Annotated in this window: 18 protein-coding genes; 7 read left to right on the top strand and 11 right to left on the bottom strand. The window is 46.2% G+C overall.

What is annotated here, in order from left to right:
- Positions 1–50: 50 nt before the first annotated feature.
- Together ABZR88_RS03345 and ABZR88_RS03340 are read right to left on the bottom strand one after the other, a co-directional pair.
- Positions 51–353: a hypothetical protein gene (locus tag ABZR88_RS03345; protein ID WP_107829661.1), complete on the bottom strand. Its 303-nt coding sequence runs from the start codon at positions 351–353 to the stop codon at positions 51–53.
- Between the two features lie 146 nt (positions 354–499).
- Positions 500–1,201, bottom strand: a complete 702-nt coding sequence (locus ABZR88_RS03340) for a S24 family peptidase (protein ID WP_107829659.1) — start codon at positions 1,199–1,201, stop codon at positions 500–502.
- A gap of 173 nt (positions 1,202–1,374) precedes the next feature.
- On the opposite strand from ABZR88_RS03340, the gene ABZR88_RS03335 reads away from it, so the two are divergent.
- Together ABZR88_RS03335 and ABZR88_RS03330 are read left to right on the top strand one after the other, a co-directional pair.
- The gene (locus ABZR88_RS03335) at positions 1,375–1,566 is read left to right on the top strand and encodes a hypothetical protein (RefSeq protein ID WP_146166570.1); all 192 of its coding nucleotides are present in this window, start codon (positions 1,375–1,377) and stop codon (positions 1,564–1,566) included.
- A 27-nt stretch (positions 1,567–1,593) separates the two neighbouring features.
- The gene (locus ABZR88_RS03330) at positions 1,594–2,010 is read left to right on the top strand and encodes a hypothetical protein (protein ID WP_107829657.1); all 417 of its coding nucleotides are present in this window, start codon (positions 1,594–1,596) and stop codon (positions 2,008–2,010) included.
- A gap of 72 nt (positions 2,011–2,082) precedes the next feature.
- Here the strand turns inward: ABZR88_RS03330 and ABZR88_RS03325 are convergent, their stop codons facing one another.
- Positions 2,083–2,265 carry a hypothetical protein gene (locus ABZR88_RS03325; RefSeq protein WP_146166569.1) on the bottom strand — a complete coding sequence of 61 codons (183 nt, stop codon included), beginning with the start codon at positions 2,263–2,265 and terminating at the stop codon, positions 2,083–2,085.
- Positions 2,266–2,722: 457 nt separating this feature from the next.
- Between ABZR88_RS03325 and ABZR88_RS03320 the strand changes: the two genes are divergently transcribed.
- The 3 genes from ABZR88_RS03320 (at position 2,723) to ABZR88_RS03310 (ending at position 4,053) form a co-directional block, all read left to right on the top strand.
- Positions 2,723–3,169 carry a terminase small subunit gene (locus tag ABZR88_RS03320; RefSeq protein WP_107829653.1) on the top strand — a complete coding sequence of 149 codons (447 nt, stop codon included), beginning with the start codon at positions 2,723–2,725 and terminating at the stop codon, positions 3,167–3,169.
- An 11-nt stretch (positions 3,170–3,180) separates the two neighbouring features.
- A complete protein-coding gene (locus ABZR88_RS03315; protein ID WP_146166568.1) occupies positions 3,181–3,531 on the top strand; it encodes a hypothetical protein in 351 nt (116 codons plus the stop codon).
- Between the two features lie 69 nt (positions 3,532–3,600).
- Positions 3,601–4,053, top strand: a complete 453-nt coding sequence (locus tag ABZR88_RS03310; RefSeq protein ID WP_107829649.1) for a hypothetical protein — start codon at positions 3,601–3,603, stop codon at positions 4,051–4,053.
- A gap of 85 nt (positions 4,054–4,138) precedes the next feature.
- On the opposite strand, the gene ABZR88_RS03305 is transcribed toward ABZR88_RS03310, so the two are convergent.
- The 8 genes from ABZR88_RS03305 to ABZR88_RS03270 all read right to left on the bottom strand — a co-directional run bounded on the left by ABZR88_RS03305 (position 4,139) and on the right by ABZR88_RS03270 (position 12,480).
- Positions 4,139–4,909 (bottom strand): tetratricopeptide repeat protein, encoded by a 771-nt coding sequence (locus ABZR88_RS03305; protein WP_107829647.1) that lies wholly within the window; start codon positions 4,907–4,909, stop codon positions 4,139–4,141.
- Positions 4,887–6,713, bottom strand: coding sequence for a BatD family protein (locus ABZR88_RS03300; RefSeq protein WP_107829645.1), 1,827 nt, complete (start codon positions 6,711–6,713; stop codon positions 4,887–4,889). Before ABZR88_RS03300 ends, ABZR88_RS03305 begins: the two co-directional genes overlap by 23 nt.
- A gap of 10 nt (positions 6,714–6,723) precedes the next feature.
- The gene (locus tag ABZR88_RS03295; RefSeq protein ID WP_107829643.1) at positions 6,724–7,491 is read right to left on the bottom strand and encodes a tetratricopeptide repeat protein; all 768 of its coding nucleotides are present in this window, start codon (positions 7,489–7,491) and stop codon (positions 6,724–6,726) included.
- Positions 7,488–8,534, bottom strand: a complete 1,047-nt coding sequence (locus ABZR88_RS03290) for a VWA domain-containing protein (RefSeq protein WP_107829641.1) — start codon at positions 8,532–8,534, stop codon at positions 7,488–7,490. The genes ABZR88_RS03295 and ABZR88_RS03290 overlap by 4 nt, the downstream gene beginning before the upstream one ends.
- Positions 8,534–9,538, bottom strand: coding sequence for a VWA domain-containing protein (locus ABZR88_RS03285; protein ID WP_211309842.1), 1,005 nt, complete (start codon positions 9,536–9,538; stop codon positions 8,534–8,536). Before ABZR88_RS03285 ends, ABZR88_RS03290 begins: the two co-directional genes overlap by 1 nt.
- Complete coding sequence (locus ABZR88_RS03280) at positions 9,525–10,502, bottom strand: BatD family protein (RefSeq protein ID WP_107829639.1); 978 nt, start codon at positions 10,500–10,502, stop codon at positions 9,525–9,527. The genes ABZR88_RS03285 and ABZR88_RS03280 overlap by 14 nt, the downstream gene beginning before the upstream one ends.
- A gap of 3 nt (positions 10,503–10,505) precedes the next feature.
- The gene (locus tag ABZR88_RS03275; protein WP_107829637.1) at positions 10,506–11,387 is read right to left on the bottom strand and encodes a DUF58 domain-containing protein; all 882 of its coding nucleotides are present in this window, start codon (positions 11,385–11,387) and stop codon (positions 10,506–10,508) included.
- A gap of 130 nt (positions 11,388–11,517) precedes the next feature.
- Positions 11,518–12,480, bottom strand: a complete 963-nt coding sequence (locus tag ABZR88_RS03270) for a MoxR family ATPase (RefSeq protein WP_342748750.1) — start codon at positions 12,478–12,480, stop codon at positions 11,518–11,520.
- A gap of 353 nt (positions 12,481–12,833) precedes the next feature.
- Between ABZR88_RS03270 and ABZR88_RS03265 the strand changes: the two genes are divergently transcribed.
- Complete coding sequence (locus tag ABZR88_RS03265; protein WP_107829633.1) at positions 12,834–13,859, top strand: family 43 glycosylhydrolase; 1,026 nt, start codon at positions 12,834–12,836, stop codon at positions 13,857–13,859.
- A 150-nt stretch (positions 13,860–14,009) separates the two neighbouring features.
- Complete coding sequence (locus ABZR88_RS03260) at positions 14,010–18,083, top strand: Pls/PosA family non-ribosomal peptide synthetase (RefSeq protein WP_107829631.1); 4,074 nt, start codon at positions 14,010–14,012, stop codon at positions 18,081–18,083.
- Positions 18,084–18,112 lie beyond the last annotated feature (29 nt).

Genomic DNA, 18,112 nt, shown 5'->3' with positions numbered 1-18,112 from the left:
CGTTTATATTGGTAACCCTAAAGTTATAGCTTTGTTGGTTATCTGCACGGTTAAACTTCAATATTTAGCTTATTGATTAACGCGTCCAGCTTATCGTTGTACTCTTTAATGCTAATTTTTTTGTTCTGATAATCATTTACCAGGCGTTGAAGTTGTCTTTGGCCTGCCTCATTGTATTGAGTGGCCTCCTGTAAGCGTGTTAATTTTAGCTGGGTTGATCTTTGCAGCATCAAAGGTGGTACGGTATTGTTTTGCTGCAATACCTTATTTACCTTTTTTCGGCGCAATAGTGTATAAACAAGTGTTGTTGCCAGCACTACAGCAGCGGCACCAAGAAGAGTATCTACATTCATGAGGGGTTTAATGCAAATGTTTAAATTAATCGGTATGCCGAAAGTATAAATTTTCTGTTACAAAGAAAAAATATTATCTACTTCTTTTTGCGCTAAACTTTCATTCACAGCATCTTGCGTCAACCCATGCACCTCCCTTAGTGTATTTAATGATTATGCTTTTTATGGATGTCTTTTACCAGGCAGAGTTTCTTAATATCGGCCAGTTTTATAACAAATGGCGCATATTTTAGGCGGTTGCCAATCATCTCAGTCGTGTTGTCTGAGTGCGCAATCACCTCGTCAACGTTATCGCCGGCCAGCAGGCGTTTATACATACGATAATCGCCCCACTCTATATAATACACCTCGCCGGGCAAAATCTTCATATCATGAATTATTTTTAGCGCTACCCAACAACCGTTTTCCAGGTACGGATACATAGAGTGTCCCCAAACCGGCAGAGCAAAATCGCAATCTTCAATCCCCGGAAAATTCATGTGCCCTACCGGACTGGTGTCATTAATATCATTATAAACCTCAACGCCGCTGGCTGTTGCTGTAACCTCGTACATAGGTATGCCCACAAAAACATTTTTTGCAGGAGCGACTACTACACTTTCCGTATTTTTTACAGGATATAAAAATTCTCTGTATTTATCTTTAAATATCTGTAATTTTTCTGGATCTATATTTTGCCTGCTTTTGGTAATTTCTGTAATACTGCTAGCCGAGTTAAACCCCAGCACCTCAGCCAATTCAATATTACCACTAAAGGCTTTTCCCTTTAATTGATTATATAGAATGATAAACTCCAGCGTTTCGGGCCTGATCTTTTTAATCTTCGATGATTTTTCGGGTGCATCCATATCCAGAAAATTATTTTAAAATTTCTTGATTTAAATAAAGATTATTCTTTATATTTGTATTGTCAATAAACGAAGTTAATACTTATACCTGAACTGACAAAATTTAACAATAAAGAATTAACACAGAATTTACAGAAGCAATTAAAGATTACTTTCCTAAACCTGAAAACACCATGTATATCGCCTACTCTGCACTTAGCCAAACCCAATCATCGCCCCAAACCGAACGACTTGATGGCTACACCGTTGCTTGCCTTAAACATCGCGATACCATTGCGGCTATCCAGCAATACATACCTGGATGGATGCCACCATTGCATCAGCCTGCAAATCATACATCACTGAAAGCTTGCAGCAACCGATAAACCAATCACCCGATAAATTCTAGACCGATGATAAATATCTCACACAAACTAAAAAATGAGCTTTGGTGGCTCATTATCTCTGTTGATTTTGATTATAGCCGCATTGCCATTGCAGATCATGAGCTGAGTAGCGATACGCTTACCCTTTGGCTGGAAGACAAGCAGGATTACAAAAACAGCCTTGACGAATGCCTGCAGTTAACCATTCATGCAAAGCAGTTTGCACGCCTTATTAAGGCAGAAAATTTGAATAGCTATGAGGGTACAAAAATTCACCCTAAAAAGAAGTTTGTTTACCAATCGCGCATCACCATTAACGAGCCCCTTCAATGGTACAAAGACGACGCAAGCCCGGCAGAGCAGCAATGGGCACGCGAAGCAATGCTAAAGAAGTTGCTTACGCAGTTGGTAGAGACAGAGATCTATGCCGAGCGCGAGTATTGATCGCGCACACATCTCCTCCCTCCGGGACGAATACCGGATACGATAATTAACCGACAAGGATGCGTTAACACATCACTCTTCGCCAAAGGCTTTGTTAAACAGAATTGCCACTTCATTCCTTACGGCGCCAGGGCAACCATCATTAAACGTAAGCTCGGGGCGAAACCTCTCGGGATGTTTCACTACCGGGTGAGCAGGCAACAGTACGGTGAAATAGTCGGCCATATCCAGTTGACGCTCGCGGCTGCAGGACATAACCAGCGAGCCGAACTTTGTTAACTTTCTATAAAACGCATTCATAATCAATAGCACTTAACAGTCCAAATCTTTTCGTAACACCAATTTAAAATAAATAACATGTAGTTAATTTTCTTGTTGAATAAGATAAGGGACTTTTTACCAACAGGTTATTAACCGAAAAGAGAAGATTTTTAACAGCATATTAACAAGGACTGTTAATAATTTATACTGAAAATGAGGATTTTGACCGAAAGTAGCCATCGGCAAGCGCATTCGCAAATTAATTGTAAATAAAAATTGTAAAGTGTATAACACACCAATTTCGGGTTAAAAAAGCGCGTAAACTGCAAAAAAGTCAACAATAATTTAACACAGTAATCTATGCTAAAAACACTTGCAATTGCTAATTATTTTCGCTATCTTTATATCATATTTATGCCATTCGGCATTTTAAACATAAACACTTTATTTCATGATATTTAGCTCTGCCAGGCAACTGCAAAAGTTGATAGGCAATTACTTTGCGCACGCCGCCGGCGAGTGGCACATGGCAAGCGTGCCGTTAAAAGGTAAGGCCGCTGATGATACATCGCTCCAAAAAATATGGGACCGCGAGCCTGAACCTCCTACCCTTAGCGGTCTGGCGCTATTCCTGGGCTTTGAAAGTCTCGATGATTTTGAGACCTACGAACGCGAAGGAGAATATGCCAATTTTTTAAAACGCGGGCGCCTGCAGGTGGAAGCTGAATATGAAAAGAAACTGCACGCACAATCTGCCGGTATCATCTTCGCACTGAAAAAATTGGGGTGGACAGATAAGGGCGATAGCAACACCACATCAGCCCAGTCCCATTTAGAGATTAAGCTGATTGAAAGCGGTCCGCAACCTGTTGGCAGCGAGAAAGATGTGCCGCTCTAAACCAATAACTATTGACCAATGACCAACAAATGGAAACCGGCATCTTATTTAAATATAATTACAACGCCACTGCCCCCGTGGTAATTAATCAGGGCGGCACCAGCTCTGGCAAAACCTATGCTATACAACAAGTATTGTTTTGCCTGGCCTGTACAGAAAAAGTGGTGATTACCGTGGTGGGTCAGGATATTCCCAACCTTAAGGCCGGTGTGCTGCGCGATGCCCACAATATCTGCGAACGTTCTCAACCATTGCAGCAAATGATCAAAAACTTTAACCGGACAGATCGTGTGTTTGAGTTTAGAAACGGCAGCGCAGGAAGCACAAGCTCGTGTCAGCGAAATCCGTTTAAAAGTTCTTGAGGGCCAGGTGGCCGTATTGCAAACCGAGGTGGAACTATTGAAGAAAGCCACTTTTAAAATTAAATGATAATGAGTCTGATCTCTTTCCTGAAAAAATTATGGGCCAGCGTCAAAAGCCTTTTTGACAGCCTGCCAACCGAATATCAATCGGCTATCCACCTTGGTGTGATCGTTGCGGAAAACATCAAAAAAGCTGTTGATTCTCCTACCGCTGATATACTTACCGCAATTATCCCCGGCGATGTTGATGATAAAATTAAAACCGTTTTAAGACAGCAATTACCGCAATTACTCGCCGAGCTTAAACTGGCCGATAATTGTGGCGAACTAACGGAACCGGAAGCCATTGCCAATTGCGCTATACAAACCTTGCAGCAACTTGAAGGTGATATTAAGAGTGCATTTCTGCACAACATTGCCATCCTTGTCGCGCAAATTGCAGCCGATGGTAAATTAACGTGGAGCGATGGCGTTTACTTACTCGAATGGTATTATAAAAACAAGTTTGAGCCTGCCGAATAATCGTCACTAGCCCTCTTTCTGCTTAAACAGCAAAGCGGCAGATGAGTTAATCACCTACCGCTTTGCTTTCTATAGAATCATCGATTTATATCTCGCGGGCATCTGTACTGATAATCCAGCCTTCGGTACCGTTGGGAAGTTTAATTTTGGTCCATCCGGCATTGCGTCCGGTGATAGAAACCTTGGTTCCATCGTGCAATACAAACAGATTTTTTGCTGCGTTTGATGGCGCACTTTTTACGGTTACTGATGCCGTAAAGATCACCGCCTCGCGGTTATTATTAAAATAATCAGATTGGCTGCTGGCTAAAACAATAGAAAATACACCGATGGCAAACAACACTATTGCTCCGTAAAAAGAGCCTTTTTTAACGCCAACCGAAACAGCATATAAATAGCTGATCAATGCGCCCGAAGCCAGCAAGAAACAAACTATGCTGAAAATGGCCAGCCCTTTTAACGAGAAGCCAAGCATCAACCCTTGCCACCAGCGGGTAAGGAAAAACTGTGTGGGCTGATCAAGTTTATCGGCAGTTTTAAGACGGGCAAACTGTAGGTTAATGTTTACATCCTCATCACCAGGTGAGAGTTTGTGCGCTTTCTCAAAGTAATAAACGGCTTCAGTATTATCACCATTTTTATAATGGGCATTGCCTAAGTTATAGTATAAAGCTTCTGATGTATATCCGTCTTTCAGTAAACTATTGTATGCCCCAATGGCACCCTTATAATTGCCCTTAGCGTATAGACCATTTCCCTGCTCAAACTTAGCAGAATCTGCAGCAAAAGCCAGTACCGGCAGCAACAGTACCACCAGCAGGCAAGCCATGCGGTTATATCTTATCTTCAATGCCATCTATTGTAACTTTTGCTTTTTCAAAAACTTCTTGTTCTGATATGCCTGATACCGGCGCATAGCGGGCCATCTCGCATAAATCTAATGTATCCGTCAACTGACTGATCAGCGGCTCATCAACGCCGCGTTTACGCAAGCCTGCAGCGATGTTTTCTTTAGTCAATTCGGCTACGGGGATGTTCAGCTTGTCGCTCAGATAGCCATACAATCCGCGGAATACGGCCTCATAGTACAGTTTGGAGTTACCAGCAGCCAACTGCTTTTTGGCGTTAGCCAAGTGCTTAGCCGCAACCTTACTTGCCCTGCGGCCTTTTACTTTCACCACATCGGCATTGTACTGGGCATGCCATTTACGGTACCACCAGGCACCACCAAAGGCCAGCGGCCCAAGTAATAACAGTATATAATAAGAAATGGAACCAAAGAACGGCTCATTCCCTTTTTGCAAATCGCCACTGCCAGTCTTGATGTAGCGAATATCCTTACCTAACTGTTTGACGTCTTGCTGATCCGAATAGGCAGTCACACTGTTTTCATGCAAACCCTTCTTTACTTTAATCTTAAAGCTTTGACCGGGCAAGCTTACATAGCTGCCCGTTGATGGGTTATAATAAGAAAACTTTATAGGGTCGATAGTAAAATCGCCTTCATGCCGCGGAATAATCAGATAAGTAAACGTCCGATAGCCCGTCACTCCTTTCTCGGTTGTAATAGTACTATCAGTAACTTTTGGATCGTACTTCTCAAAATCGGCAGGAAAAACAAGTGTCGGCGCGGTGAGCAATTTAATATTACCAGAACCTCTAATAGTTACTTTATAATTTAAAGTCTCGTTGGCACGCAGTTCATTTTTATCCACCGATGTTGACACGGTAAACTTTCCAACTGCACCATTAAACCCTTCAGGTTTACCAGCATCTGGCAAGGGTTTTACATGCACTACCACCTTATTGCTTTTTGCGGGATATTTTACCGGTTTGATGTTATGGCCAAAGAACTGCTCCATAATATCGCGTGCGGGCATTGGTTGATCTACCACCAGCGTCATGGCCATCGGTTCAATGGTGATATCGCCGGCGTGGTCAGGAAATAAGATCACCTGTTTCAGATCACCTACGTTATATTCTTTGCCATTATAAACTTCGGTGCGCCACTGTACATTCTGGCTTGGCTGTTTAATCTCTTCGTTCCAGAAACCATTAAAATCCGGCATCTTATCCAGCTGACTACCCTCCAGGTTCAAACGGGTATACAGTTTGTAGGTCAGCATTAGCTGATCGCCCTGGTAAACCGATGGGCGACTCACCACGGCACGTATAAATACCGACTTACTGATATCAGAAGAAGCCTCATCCAAATCGCCAATTGAACTACCGCCATTAGGATTGGCGCCTCCTTGCCCCTGGCTTTGCCTTTGCTGCCTTACCGGCGCGCCTTTTACAACCTTAATATGGATTGGCTGTGTGGTATATTTTTTTCCGTTGATAGTGATACTGGCGGCGCCGATGTTATAATCGCCAACCTTAACCGGCATCAAATCATAACTGTACCCCATGCTCATGGTGGTGTTACCATTGATTGAGGTCATGCTTTGCGATACGTTCGGTCCACCTGCTACCTGGAAACCGCTGAATGATGGTGGCGTAAAGTTCTCGGCATTGCCGTTAACAGAGAATGTTACCTCGAAGATCTCCCCAGTCGCTACCTGATTTTTACTGGCCGACGCACTGAAATGCACATCTTGCGCCAGGGCAACGCTGGTTATCCACGTTAAAAAAAACAATATGTAATAGCGGGCGCGCATTTTTATATAATTACCAATCTTTTGCAACACGTACTTTTTGTCCCTTCAGTTTCTCGTTCTTCAGTTTATCCTGTGTTTGCTGTTCGTTATTGTTCAGGGCATCCAGCATGCGTTGTGCATCTTGCTTAGATAACTGAGGTTGCTGTTGTTGTTGCTGCTGCTGGTTTTGATTCTGTTTGTCCTGATTATTTTTATTCTGGTTGTTCTTGTCCTGGTCCTTCTTATCCTTGTCCTTATCGTTCTTGTTATCCTTATTCTTATCGTTTTTATTTTTGTCTTTATCCTTGTTCTTATCTTTATTCTTGTCCTTATTCTTATCGTTCTTGTTTTTGTTCTTGTCGTTTTTGTTCTGGTTCTTCAGTTTCTCCTGTGCATAGGCTAGGTTGTAACGAGTCTGCTCATCATTCGGATTGTTCAGTAACGATTTTTTGTACGATGTAATGGCATCCTCATACTTTTTCTGCTCCATCAATGAGTTACCCTGGTTATGCCAAGCTGATGCCGCCACACCGGTATTCTTTACTTTCGAGCCTATTTTATTAAACAACTTATCGGCTGCGTCATACTGTTTCTGCTTATACATCGCATCTGCCAGGTTAAAATTAGCCTCGGCACTTGTTTGTTTCTTTTTAACGGCTTGCTGGTAACTGGCCTGAGCCTCTTTATACTTCTTCTGATTATAAAGCTCGTTACCTTTACGGATATCTTTTTTCTCCTGCTGTGCAAAAAGCAGCGATACCTGTAATAAAAATATCAGGGTGATAATTAGCTGCTTCATTTGTTTTCTACCTCAAATAATTTAATCCTGCTCAAGCGCATATTTCTGCGTGCCGATATAAAGAACTCCACCGCCAGCAGCACCAGGGCCAGGCCAATGAAATACTGAAAACGGTCTTCAAAATCTTTGAATGATTTGCTGCCGTACATTTTGCGCTGCACTTTTCCTATCTGCGTCATCACTACCCCTAAACCACTGTTCGCATTAGTAGCTCGAGTGTACACACCGCCGCCCGCAGCTGCAATCTCCTTACAGGCCTCCTCGTTCATTTTGGTGATAACCTGTTTACCGTTCTCGTCCAGGTGATACCCCTGACGCTGGCCATTTGGCAATACAACCGGAATTGGCGCACCTTCCTGCGAACCAATGCCTACCACATTAATCATCACATTGCTATCGTGCGCGGCTTTGGCAGCGGCAACGGCATCATCCTCATGGTTCTCACCGTCAGTAATAATGATCATCGCTTTACCGGTGCCATTCTTAAAATCAAACGATTTCATGCCCAGATTGATAGCATCGCCAATGGCTGTACCCTGTGTAGGCACCATATTAGTGTTGATAGTACCTAGAAACAGTTTGGCAGCAGAGTAATCAGTGGTTACCGGCATCTGCACATAGGCCTGACCGGCAAATACAATCAAACCGATACGATCATTATCGTGCAGATTATCAACCAGCTGAGTTAAGGCGCGTTTGGCGTTTTCCAGTCGGCTTGGGGCTATGTCTTCGGCCAACATGCTGTTAGATACATCCAGCAGTACCATCAGATCTGCACCTTTGCGTTTTACATCTTCGGTATGCGAACCCAGCTGCGGATCGGCTAAGCCAATGATCAAAAAGGTAAATGCCGATAACCACAGAATGACTTTTAACCAGGGGCGCGAAAACGATACCTCGGGCATCATTTTATGCACCACCTGTTTATCGCCCAGACGGGTAAGGGCTTTCTGTTTCCAGCGGGTAACCCAGATAAAGAGCAGCAGCAACAAAGGTACGCCTGCCAATCCCCACAAAAATTCTATATGTGCAAAACGTAGCATCAGGTTAAAGCTCCTTTAAATAATGTGTTGCGTGAAATAAACTCGGCCAACAAGAACACCAAACCCAGCAGTGCAAACGGAAAGAAACATTCCGTTTTCTTGTGATACTGGGTAACGTCAATCTTGGCTTTCTCCAACTTATCAATCTGACTGTAAATGCTTTGCAATGCCTGATTGTTGGTAGCTCGGAAATACTTGCCGCCAGTAGCATTAGCAATTTTACTCAGCGTACCCTCGTCAATATCAACCGGGATGCGCTGATACTGCACTCCCATTGGCGTGGGCACGGGGTAAGGTGCAAAACCAGTTGTACCAATACCAACGGCATAAACACGGATACCAAACTGATGGGCAATCTCTGCAGCCGTTAACGGTGGTATAGAACCGGCGTTGTTAGAGCCATCAGTCAGCAAGATGATCACTTTACTTTTGGCCTTGCTGTCTTTAATACGATTAACAGCTGTAGCTAAACCCATACCAATGGCGGTACCATCCTGGATCATGCCGTTGTGGATATCGTTATACAGGTTCACCAATACATCATGATCAATGGTTAATGGGCACTGCGTAAACGCCTCACCACTGAAGATGACCAGACCGATACGATCGTTAGGTCTATTTTTGATAAAATCGATAGCGATGTTTTTGCCGGCCTCTAATCGGTTAGGCTTAAAATCTTCTGCCAACATACTGGCCGAGATATCTGATGCGATGATGATATCAATCCCCTCAGTAGTGCTATCTTGCCAGCTTAATGATGATTGCGGGCGGGCCATGGCCACAATCAGCATGATCATTCCTAAACAACGCAGCACAATACCGCTGTGGCGCATTTTAGTGAACAGTTTTTTCTTGGGCAGGTCAAATCCTTTTATCACCGGCACGCTCAGCGTACCGTACAGCCGCTGCTGTTTCCAGATGTACCAGCCCACCATGGCAGGGATGAGCAGCAAGGCCCAGAAAAAGCCTTTATGCGCAAACTCCAAACTCTTAAACCACTCCATCTGCGGCGCCTCCTTCTTGTTGCTTAGGTGGTTCTACTTTTGGCTGTACCGATTTTACAAATGCAATGGCGTTATCCATGCTCTGCTCGTTTTCTGCAGCTACAGGCTTGGCTTTGGCAAATTTTACAAGATCGGCCAGTACAAACATTTGTTGCAGGCGGGTATAGTCTGCCTGATCGAGGTTATGGCGCAGGGCAGTTAATATCTCGTCGGTAGTTTTCTCTTGCGCGGCTATACCATAGCGGATGGTTAAGTAATCGCGGATAATATCGGTGAGCTCAACGTGGTATTCTTTAATAAAATCCATCTGCCATAACTTTTTATCGCGCAGCTCATTTAGGCGGTTGATGGTAGCAATATGCGGTGGCACGGCCGGTTTTGGCGGCGCAACTACAATTGGCTCTTTCTTTTTGCGATTTTTAAGATAGAGGACGATACCGGCAATAAGTGCTATAATCAACAGCGGAATAACCACAAATGGCCAATTATCACGCAGCCAGTCCCATAGCGTGTAAGGCACAGCCAGGGGCTGCTTGATATCATAAATAGCTTTGGTGGTATCAACCTTGACGGTTTTAACCTCCAGCGTAATAGGCTCGGTAGCTACGGTATCGTTTCCTATCTTAAACTTGACCGGCGGAATGGTATATGAACCCTCATCAAAAGAAGTGATGACATAATTTCTGCGGATAATCTGCTGACCAGGCTCATTACTGTCTGTTACGGTATCTGTTTTATCAGGACGAACGATCAGTACTTTAGATGTCAGACTGTCTTTCAGCGCAGGGTAACCGATGGGGGCATTTCTTGGTCCGTGGATAAAAAAGTGCAGCAGCGTTTGCTGACCAATTTTTATAACCGGGCTGTCAATCTTGGCTGTTACCAGCGGCGCCTGGGCAAATACCTTCAGCCCGAAAGTCAGCGACAGTAAAATTAAAAGGGGGTATTTCAAAAAACTCTTCATGCGCTATCGCTTGCTCCCACGTTTTTTAAACAATGTCATTAATGGCTTTACGTATGATTCATGCGTGCCGATGGTGGCATAATCTACACCCGTGCGTTTAAAAGTATCCTGCAACATTCTGTTCCGCTTGATGGCTTGTGCACTGAAAGCTTTTCTCACCTCTTTATCGCCGGTGTTTACCCACATCACTTCGCCACTCTCCTCATCCTTCATCGGGATCAATCCCAGATCCGGAAATTCCTCCTCATGCTTGTCAAACAGTTTCAGAGCAATGATATCGTGCTTCTTGTTGGCAATCTTCAGCTCATCCTCAAACGCCGGACTAATAAAATCCGAGATCACAAAAGCCGTACAGCGCTTCTTAATCACGCCCGAAAAGTATTTGATGGCTCCCGCAATATCGGTCCCTTTACTCTCTGGTTTAAAATCAATCAGCTCACGGATAATCATCAGAATATGACTCCTGCCTTTTTTTGGCGGGATGAATTTTTCAATCTTATCGCTAAAAAAGATCACCCCTACTTTATCGTTATTCTGAATAGCCGAAAAGGCCAGCACGGCACACAGTTCCGTTGCCAATTCCTGTTTCAGTTGATGCTGGGTACCAAAAAGTTCAGACCCACTCACATCCATCAACAGCATAAAGGTCAGTTCGCGCTCTTCATCAAACACTTTAACGTATGGGTGATTAAAGCGCGCGGTCACGTTCCAGTCAATGGTACGAATCTCATCGCCTACCTGGTACTCGCGCACCTCGCTAAAGGCCATACCCCTGCCCTTAAAGGCCGAGTGGTACTCGCCCTGGAACAGGTGACTGCTTAGTCCCCGCGTTTTTATCTCAATCTTTCTAACCTTGCTCAGCAGGTCTTTGGTGTCTTTAGCCATAGAACCCCTCTAGATCTCCCCAAAGGGGAGACTTTCTTTGCTTATTTGTCTATTATATTACAAACCATCACGCCTTCAACTCCTCCCCTTCGGTCCGAAGGACTCCTTGAGAGGGCGGCCGGGAGGGGTGTTACGGTACATCAACCGTATTCAAAATCCCGGTAATAATATCCTCGGTAGTAATGTTCTCAGCCTCGGCTTCATAGCTAAGGCCAATACGATGACGCATTACGTCATGCGCCACGGCGCGCACATCCTCCGGAATAACATAACCACGGCGTTTGATAAACGCATAGGCTTTTGAAGCCAAGGCCAGGTTGATACTGGCACGAGGTGAGCCACCGTAGGTAATGAGGTTTTTGTATTGCCCCAGTTTATACTGATCAGGGTAGCGGGTAGCAAAAACAATATCAATGATGTATTGCTCAATCTTCTCATCCATATAAACCTCGCGGGCTACCTGGCGGGCACGAACAATATCTTCTGGTTTGATGATAGCATTTGGCTTCGCCATGCCTTGTGACGATACATTGCTGCGGATAATCTTCTTCTCTTCCTCCTTATTAGGATAACCAATCACCACCTTCAGCATAAAGCGGTCCAACTGCGCCTCTGGCAGCGGGTAAGTACCCTCCTGCTCCAGCGGATTTTGAGTTGCCAGTACCAGGAATGGCTTTGGCAGCGGGAAAGTATTATCGCCAATAGTGATCTGGCGCTCCTGCATGGCTTCCAGCAAGGCGGCCTGTACCTTGGCCGGGGCACGGTTAATCTCATCGGCCAAAACAAAGTTGGCAAACAACGGACCTTTACGCACCACAAATTCTTCTTTCTTCTGGTTGTAGATCATGGTACCCAGCAAATCCGCCGGTAACAGGTCTGGCGTAAACTGCACGCGACTAAAATCTGCCTGGATGGCCTTGCTCAGGGTGTTAATAGCCAGCGTTTTTGCCAGGCCGGGTACACCTTCCAACAGAATGTGGCCATCGGCCAGCAGGCCTATCAGCAGGCGGTCTACCATGTTTTTCTGCCCTACAATCACTTTGTCCATCTCCATCTTCAGCAGATCGATGAACTCGCTCTCGCGTTGTATCATTTCGTTCAAGGCCCTGATATCGGTTGAATACGATACGGGCGTTGCGGTGGTATTTGACTCTTCCATTCAATATTTGATTTGGGTAGGCAAACTTAATCAGCCTGTAATTTTTTTGCCACTTAATTGGGGCCCTAAAATGTTAAAAAATGTTAAAAGGGCAAAGGAAGGTGAAAGGTAAAAGGATAAAAGCGAAAGGTTTTTGATTAAATTGGACTGTTCGACCGCTTGATTATAGGCAACAAGGAATCTCTGTGGATTGCTTACAGTATCCGAACAATCGATTGTAACATCCGTAATACATTTCAATAGTTCCGTTGCAAGCTTTAGATTTGGGTACCAATTGACACCATAATATGAAGAAAAATTTTGTAGGCGCCGCGGCTCTTGTTACCGCCTGCTTTGTATTGATAGCAGCAACTGGCAAAGCACAGGTTGCGCCGGCAAAATATCCGTCTAATAAAACCGTAAAAGATTACCCGCATACCGGCGAGCCGCCCATGCCCGAGGTGCACGCCATATTAGATGAACCGCTGCGCGATGTAAGCATTTGCAAAGGTGGCGATGGAGCCTATTATTTAACCGGCACCCTCGGTCCGCAGTTTATGACGGATAATGAGGGCATTAAACTATGGCGATCAAAAGACCTGAAAAACTGGCAACCGCTGGGCCTGGTATGGGGCATTGACCGCGATGGCACCTGGCAAAAACAGTGGACCGAAAAAAACGGTCAGAAACGCCGCGCACTGTGGGCGCCCGAAATCCACTACTTGAAAGGCAACTATTACATTGCCTATTGCATTACCGGACTGGGCACCGGCTTACTACGCAGCACCAGTGGTAAGCCCGAGGGCCCGTACACTAGTGTTAACAAACCTGATGCACCACTTACCAAAGGCATAGATGCCTCGTTGTTTCAGGATGATGACGGCACCGTTTATTTCCTGAGTGGCAGCGGTATGATCTCTAAAATGAACAGTGATATGACGGCCCTGGTAACCAAACCCGTGCAACTTACCTGTGTGCCCGATTCTGATATTGATCATCACCATCCGTCGCGTCCCTGCACACAATTGAACCATGTGGGATTTGAGGGCGTGTTTATGTTTAAACGCAACGGCCGCTACTATCTATCGTGCGCCGAACGCTATTTTGAGCGCTACCATTGTATGACTGCCGAAGCTACCAACATTATGGGCCCATACTCCGCCCGTTATGTTTCTGTGCCTTATGCCGGCCACAATACTTTTTTCCAGGATGATAAGGGTCAATGGATCAGCACGTTGTTTGGCAATGATGCCGATGCGCCAATCCAGAAACATGCCGGATTAGTACCGGTTGAGTTTGATAAAGATGGCCATATCAGACCAAAAGTAAACTAATAAAATTCGAACTTTATAACCTGGCGACCGCATCAGTTGCCGGGTACAATACCCCCCTTTTTTAGTTTGATGAAGAAAAGATGAACATGCCCTGATTGTAGTTAAACCAAGCACGGCTGTAATTGTCTTAATGTTCACAAAACCGATCAAATGAATACCCAAAGCCTACTGAGAGGAGCCGCTCGTCCGGATCTGATCAAACCTGAAACCTTAGCCAGTCTGATCCGTCAATCGGCAGACCATTATAAAAACAAAACCGCCCTCATTTTTGGGGACGCCCACCTTACTTACGCCGAGCTTGACCGCTGGAGCGATCGCATCGCTGCATTTATTGCCCAACAGGACATTGGCAACGGCCAGGCTATTGGTGTTTGGCATACTCGCGGACTTGAACTACATGCCGTTATATTGGGCATTGCTAAATCTGGCGCGGCCTACGTTCCGCTGGACAGGGAGATGCCCGAAGAGCGCTTGCAAACCGTGATGCAGGAGGTTGGTGCGTCGGCCTGTTTTAGTGATGGCAGCCCAACACTCAACTGCCTTGTTTTTAAAGTACCCCGTTTCCCTAAGGCTGATGATGAGTTTGAAGTCCCTTCCGGCCCACAACCTGATGATCGTGCTTACGTACTTTATACATCGGGCAGTACAGGTAAACCCAAAGGCATTCCTATCCTGCACCGCAATATTTGTCACCTCATCAGGTCAGAGCAAAGTGTAATCAACATACAGCCTGAAGACAAAGTATACCAGGGCTTCTCAGTTTCTTTTGATATGTGGTGCGAAGAAACCTGGATTAGCCTGCTGGCCGGAGCCACCATTTGGGTGGCCGATGCCACTACTGCCAAATCTGTAGATGAACTGAGCGATATACTGCGCAGCAATCAGATCACCATATTACATGCTGTACCCAGCCTGCTGGCCGTGATGGACGACAACATCCCCACCCTGCGTATGGTAAACGCCGGTGGCGAGGCCTGCACACCTGCTGTATTGAACCGCTGGAGTAAGCCCGGGAAAAACACATTTTACAACAGCTATGGCCCTACCGAAACCACGGTAACCAGCACCATGGCCCCCCTTCATCCTGGCGATGCCATTAGCATTGGCGGGCCACTGCCTAACTATGATCTGGCGGTGGTTGATGACGATTTTAATTTGCTCGATTACGGCCAACAGGGTCAATTGGTAATTTCTGGTCCCGGCGTGTGCGAGGGCTATGTAAATCGTCCTGAGCTTACCCATGAAAAATTTCTGCACAAACCCGCCACGCTGAACGCCATGAATGGCGATACCATTTACCTGAGCGGTGATGCCGTGGTAATGCAAGCCGATGGCCGCATTGATTTCCACGGCCGCCTGGATGACCAGGTGAAACTGCGCGGCTACCGTATTGAACTGGGCGAGATAGAAGTAAAACTGAGCGAGCTACCGGGCGTATCGGCAGCTGCCGTAGCTTTAAAGAAAGACGCCGCCGGACAAGACCAAATGGCCGGTTTTGTTACCCTGAAGCCCGGTGCTACTTTTACCGAGCACGATGCACGCACCGCACTGTCTGCCGTTCTACCTGCTTACATGGTGCCGCTGGCTATTGTGGTGCTGGATGCCATGCCTCGTTTATCCAGCGGGAAGATTGACCGTAAATCATTACCTGTGCCCGAGCTCTTCCTGCAAATGGAAGCTCGTGAGCCCTTGGCAATAGACCCTAATGCGCCATTGGCCGAACGGGTGATGGCGGCATTATCTAATGTTTTCCCCGGCAGGAAGATTTCGCCGGAGATGGATTTCTTTAATGACCTTGGCGGGCACTCACTGCTGGCGGCATCTTTTACATCGATGTTGCGTCAGCAAGCCGCTGTTGAACATGCATCGCTTAAAGATGTTTATACCCAACGCCCGCTGGCTAAACTCATAGATACCTGGGAGCAAGCTGCCGGACAGAAAGAGGCGACCGAACAAGAACAACCAATCTTTAACAAGATCCCGCCGTTGCGTTATTTTCTTTGCGGGCTGGCGCAGGGCGTATCTTTACTGTTTATCTACAGCTTGTTTGCCATCCAGATATTTGTGCCTTACCTGGGCTACTACTACGTGGTTGCCCGTACAGAATCAGGACGTACAGATCGTGGCATAGCCGTTGTTGTAGCCCTGCTGCTGTATTGTGTGGTGCCTCCGTTTATTTCGTTCCTGGGCATCGGCCTTAAATGGTTGCTGCTGGGCAAAGTAAAAGAGGGCGATCATCCGTTGTGGGGCTGGTATTACTTCCGCTACTGGCTCGTAAAACGCGTGTTAGACCTGGCACCTGCCCAGTTTATGAACGGTACGCCCATTTATCCTATTTACCTGCGCCTATTGGGTACAAAAGTGGCTAAAGATGCACAACTGAGCGCCATTACCATTGGCGCGCATGATTTGGCCGAGATTGGCTCCGATGCCAGCCTGAGCTCTGGCGTGGTGCTGGACAATGTTACGGTAGAGCGGGGCCTGATCCGTTTTAGCAAGATCACTGTTGGCGATCATGCTTACATCGGCAGTAACGCGGTGATCTCTGGCGGTAGCCACGTAAAAGCCTGGGGCGAGCTGCAAGATCTGAGTCACCTATCAGCCGGACAGGTAATTGCCGAGCGTGAGGTTTGGAAAGGTAGCCCGGCGGAAAAAATCCACGTTGCTGCCGAGCACGAGTTACCGCAACCACTGGCAGCATCACAGATCAGGACCGGCAAATATGGCGCGCTCTATACATTGCTGCTGGTTATCTTCCCAGTAGTGGTACTATTACCATTGCTCCCTGTTATTGAGATATTGAACTACCTGGATTTACAGGCGCCCGACTATAACTTTAACTATTTTATCCATGTACCGCTGCTTACCTTGCTGTACATTGTACTGTACGCACTGGAAACCGTGGCGCTATCGCGCTTGTTGGTCTGGGGTATTAAACCGGGCGTTTATCCTATCTACAGCAAAACTTATGTACGCAAATGGCTGTCAGACCAGTTAATTGCCGTGGCGCTTATTGTGCTGCACCCCATTTATGCTACTGTGTTTATTTCGTTCTTCTTCCGTTTACTGGGCGCCAAAATTGGTAAGAATACAGAAATCTCTACCGCCAGCAACGTAACCCATACCATGTTGGAGATTGGCGACGAAAGCTTTATTGCCGACGCCGTAACCCTGGGCGAAGAGGATATCCGCGGACAGCGCCTTATCCTCAACCGTACCAGAATTGGCAACAGCAGCTTTGTGGGCAACAGTGCGCTCATCCCGCAAGGGTATCAGTTAGGCGATAACATGCTCATCGGTGTGTTGTCTGTACCTCCTACTGCGGCACAACTGGCGGCTCAGCCTGCCGGCGATTGGTTTGGCTCGCCAGCCATTGCGTTGCCTAAGCGTCAAAGCAGTGGCAACTATCCGGCATCATTAACCACCAAACCCAGCTGGCAGCGCAAACTGGCGCGCGGACTGGTAGAAACCATCCGTATTATATTGCCAGAAACGGTGGTGATCTGTTGTAGCGTATTGTTCATCGCTTATTGTCACGATTTGGTGAAAGACCGCACCGCGCTGCAAGTGTTAATGCAAATGCCTAAGCTGCCGTTCTACTACCTGTTTTATATGGGTATGCCGGCATTACTTATTACCGCTATTATTAAATGGGCTACCGTGGGCGTTTACAAAGCCAGCCAGAAACCGATGTGGACACACCACGTTTGGCGCAGCGAGGCCATTACCACCACTTATGAAGCGCTGGCCGTTCCCTTTATGCTCGACTTTTTGAAAGGCACCCCGTTCTTACCCATCGCCCTGCGCTTGTTCGGTGTAAGAATTGGTAAACGCGTTTGGCTGGACACTACCGATATTACCGAGTATGACATGGTAACCATTGGCGATGACGCTGCCCTGAACGAAGACTGCGGTCCGCAAACTCACTTGTTTGAGGACAGGGTGATGAAGATTGGCTCCGTACATATTGGCGCACGCACCAGCATTGGCACACGCACCATTATATTATACGATAGCGTTATTGGCGATGATGTGACTCTGAAACCGCTCTCGCTGGTAATGAAAGGCGAACAGCTGGCCCCAGGCACCCAATGGGAAGGCAGCCCCGTTAGACCAGCCGCTAAGTCTAAAACAGTAGCTGTAAAAAGCGCTGAAAACTTGAATGTACTTGCAGATACGCAGGAGGCAAAGCTGGCAGCACCAAGCAATCTTTGTTTGCTATAAACGATATCAACTTATAAAAGCAAAAGGCG

Origin of the sequence: Mucilaginibacter yixingensis (assembly GCF_041080815.1) — a bacterium.
Taxonomy (GTDB): Bacteria; Bacteroidota; Bacteroidia; order Sphingobacteriales; family Sphingobacteriaceae; genus Mucilaginibacter; species Mucilaginibacter yixingensis.
This window is presented reverse-complemented; position numbering and strand designations above follow the sequence as displayed.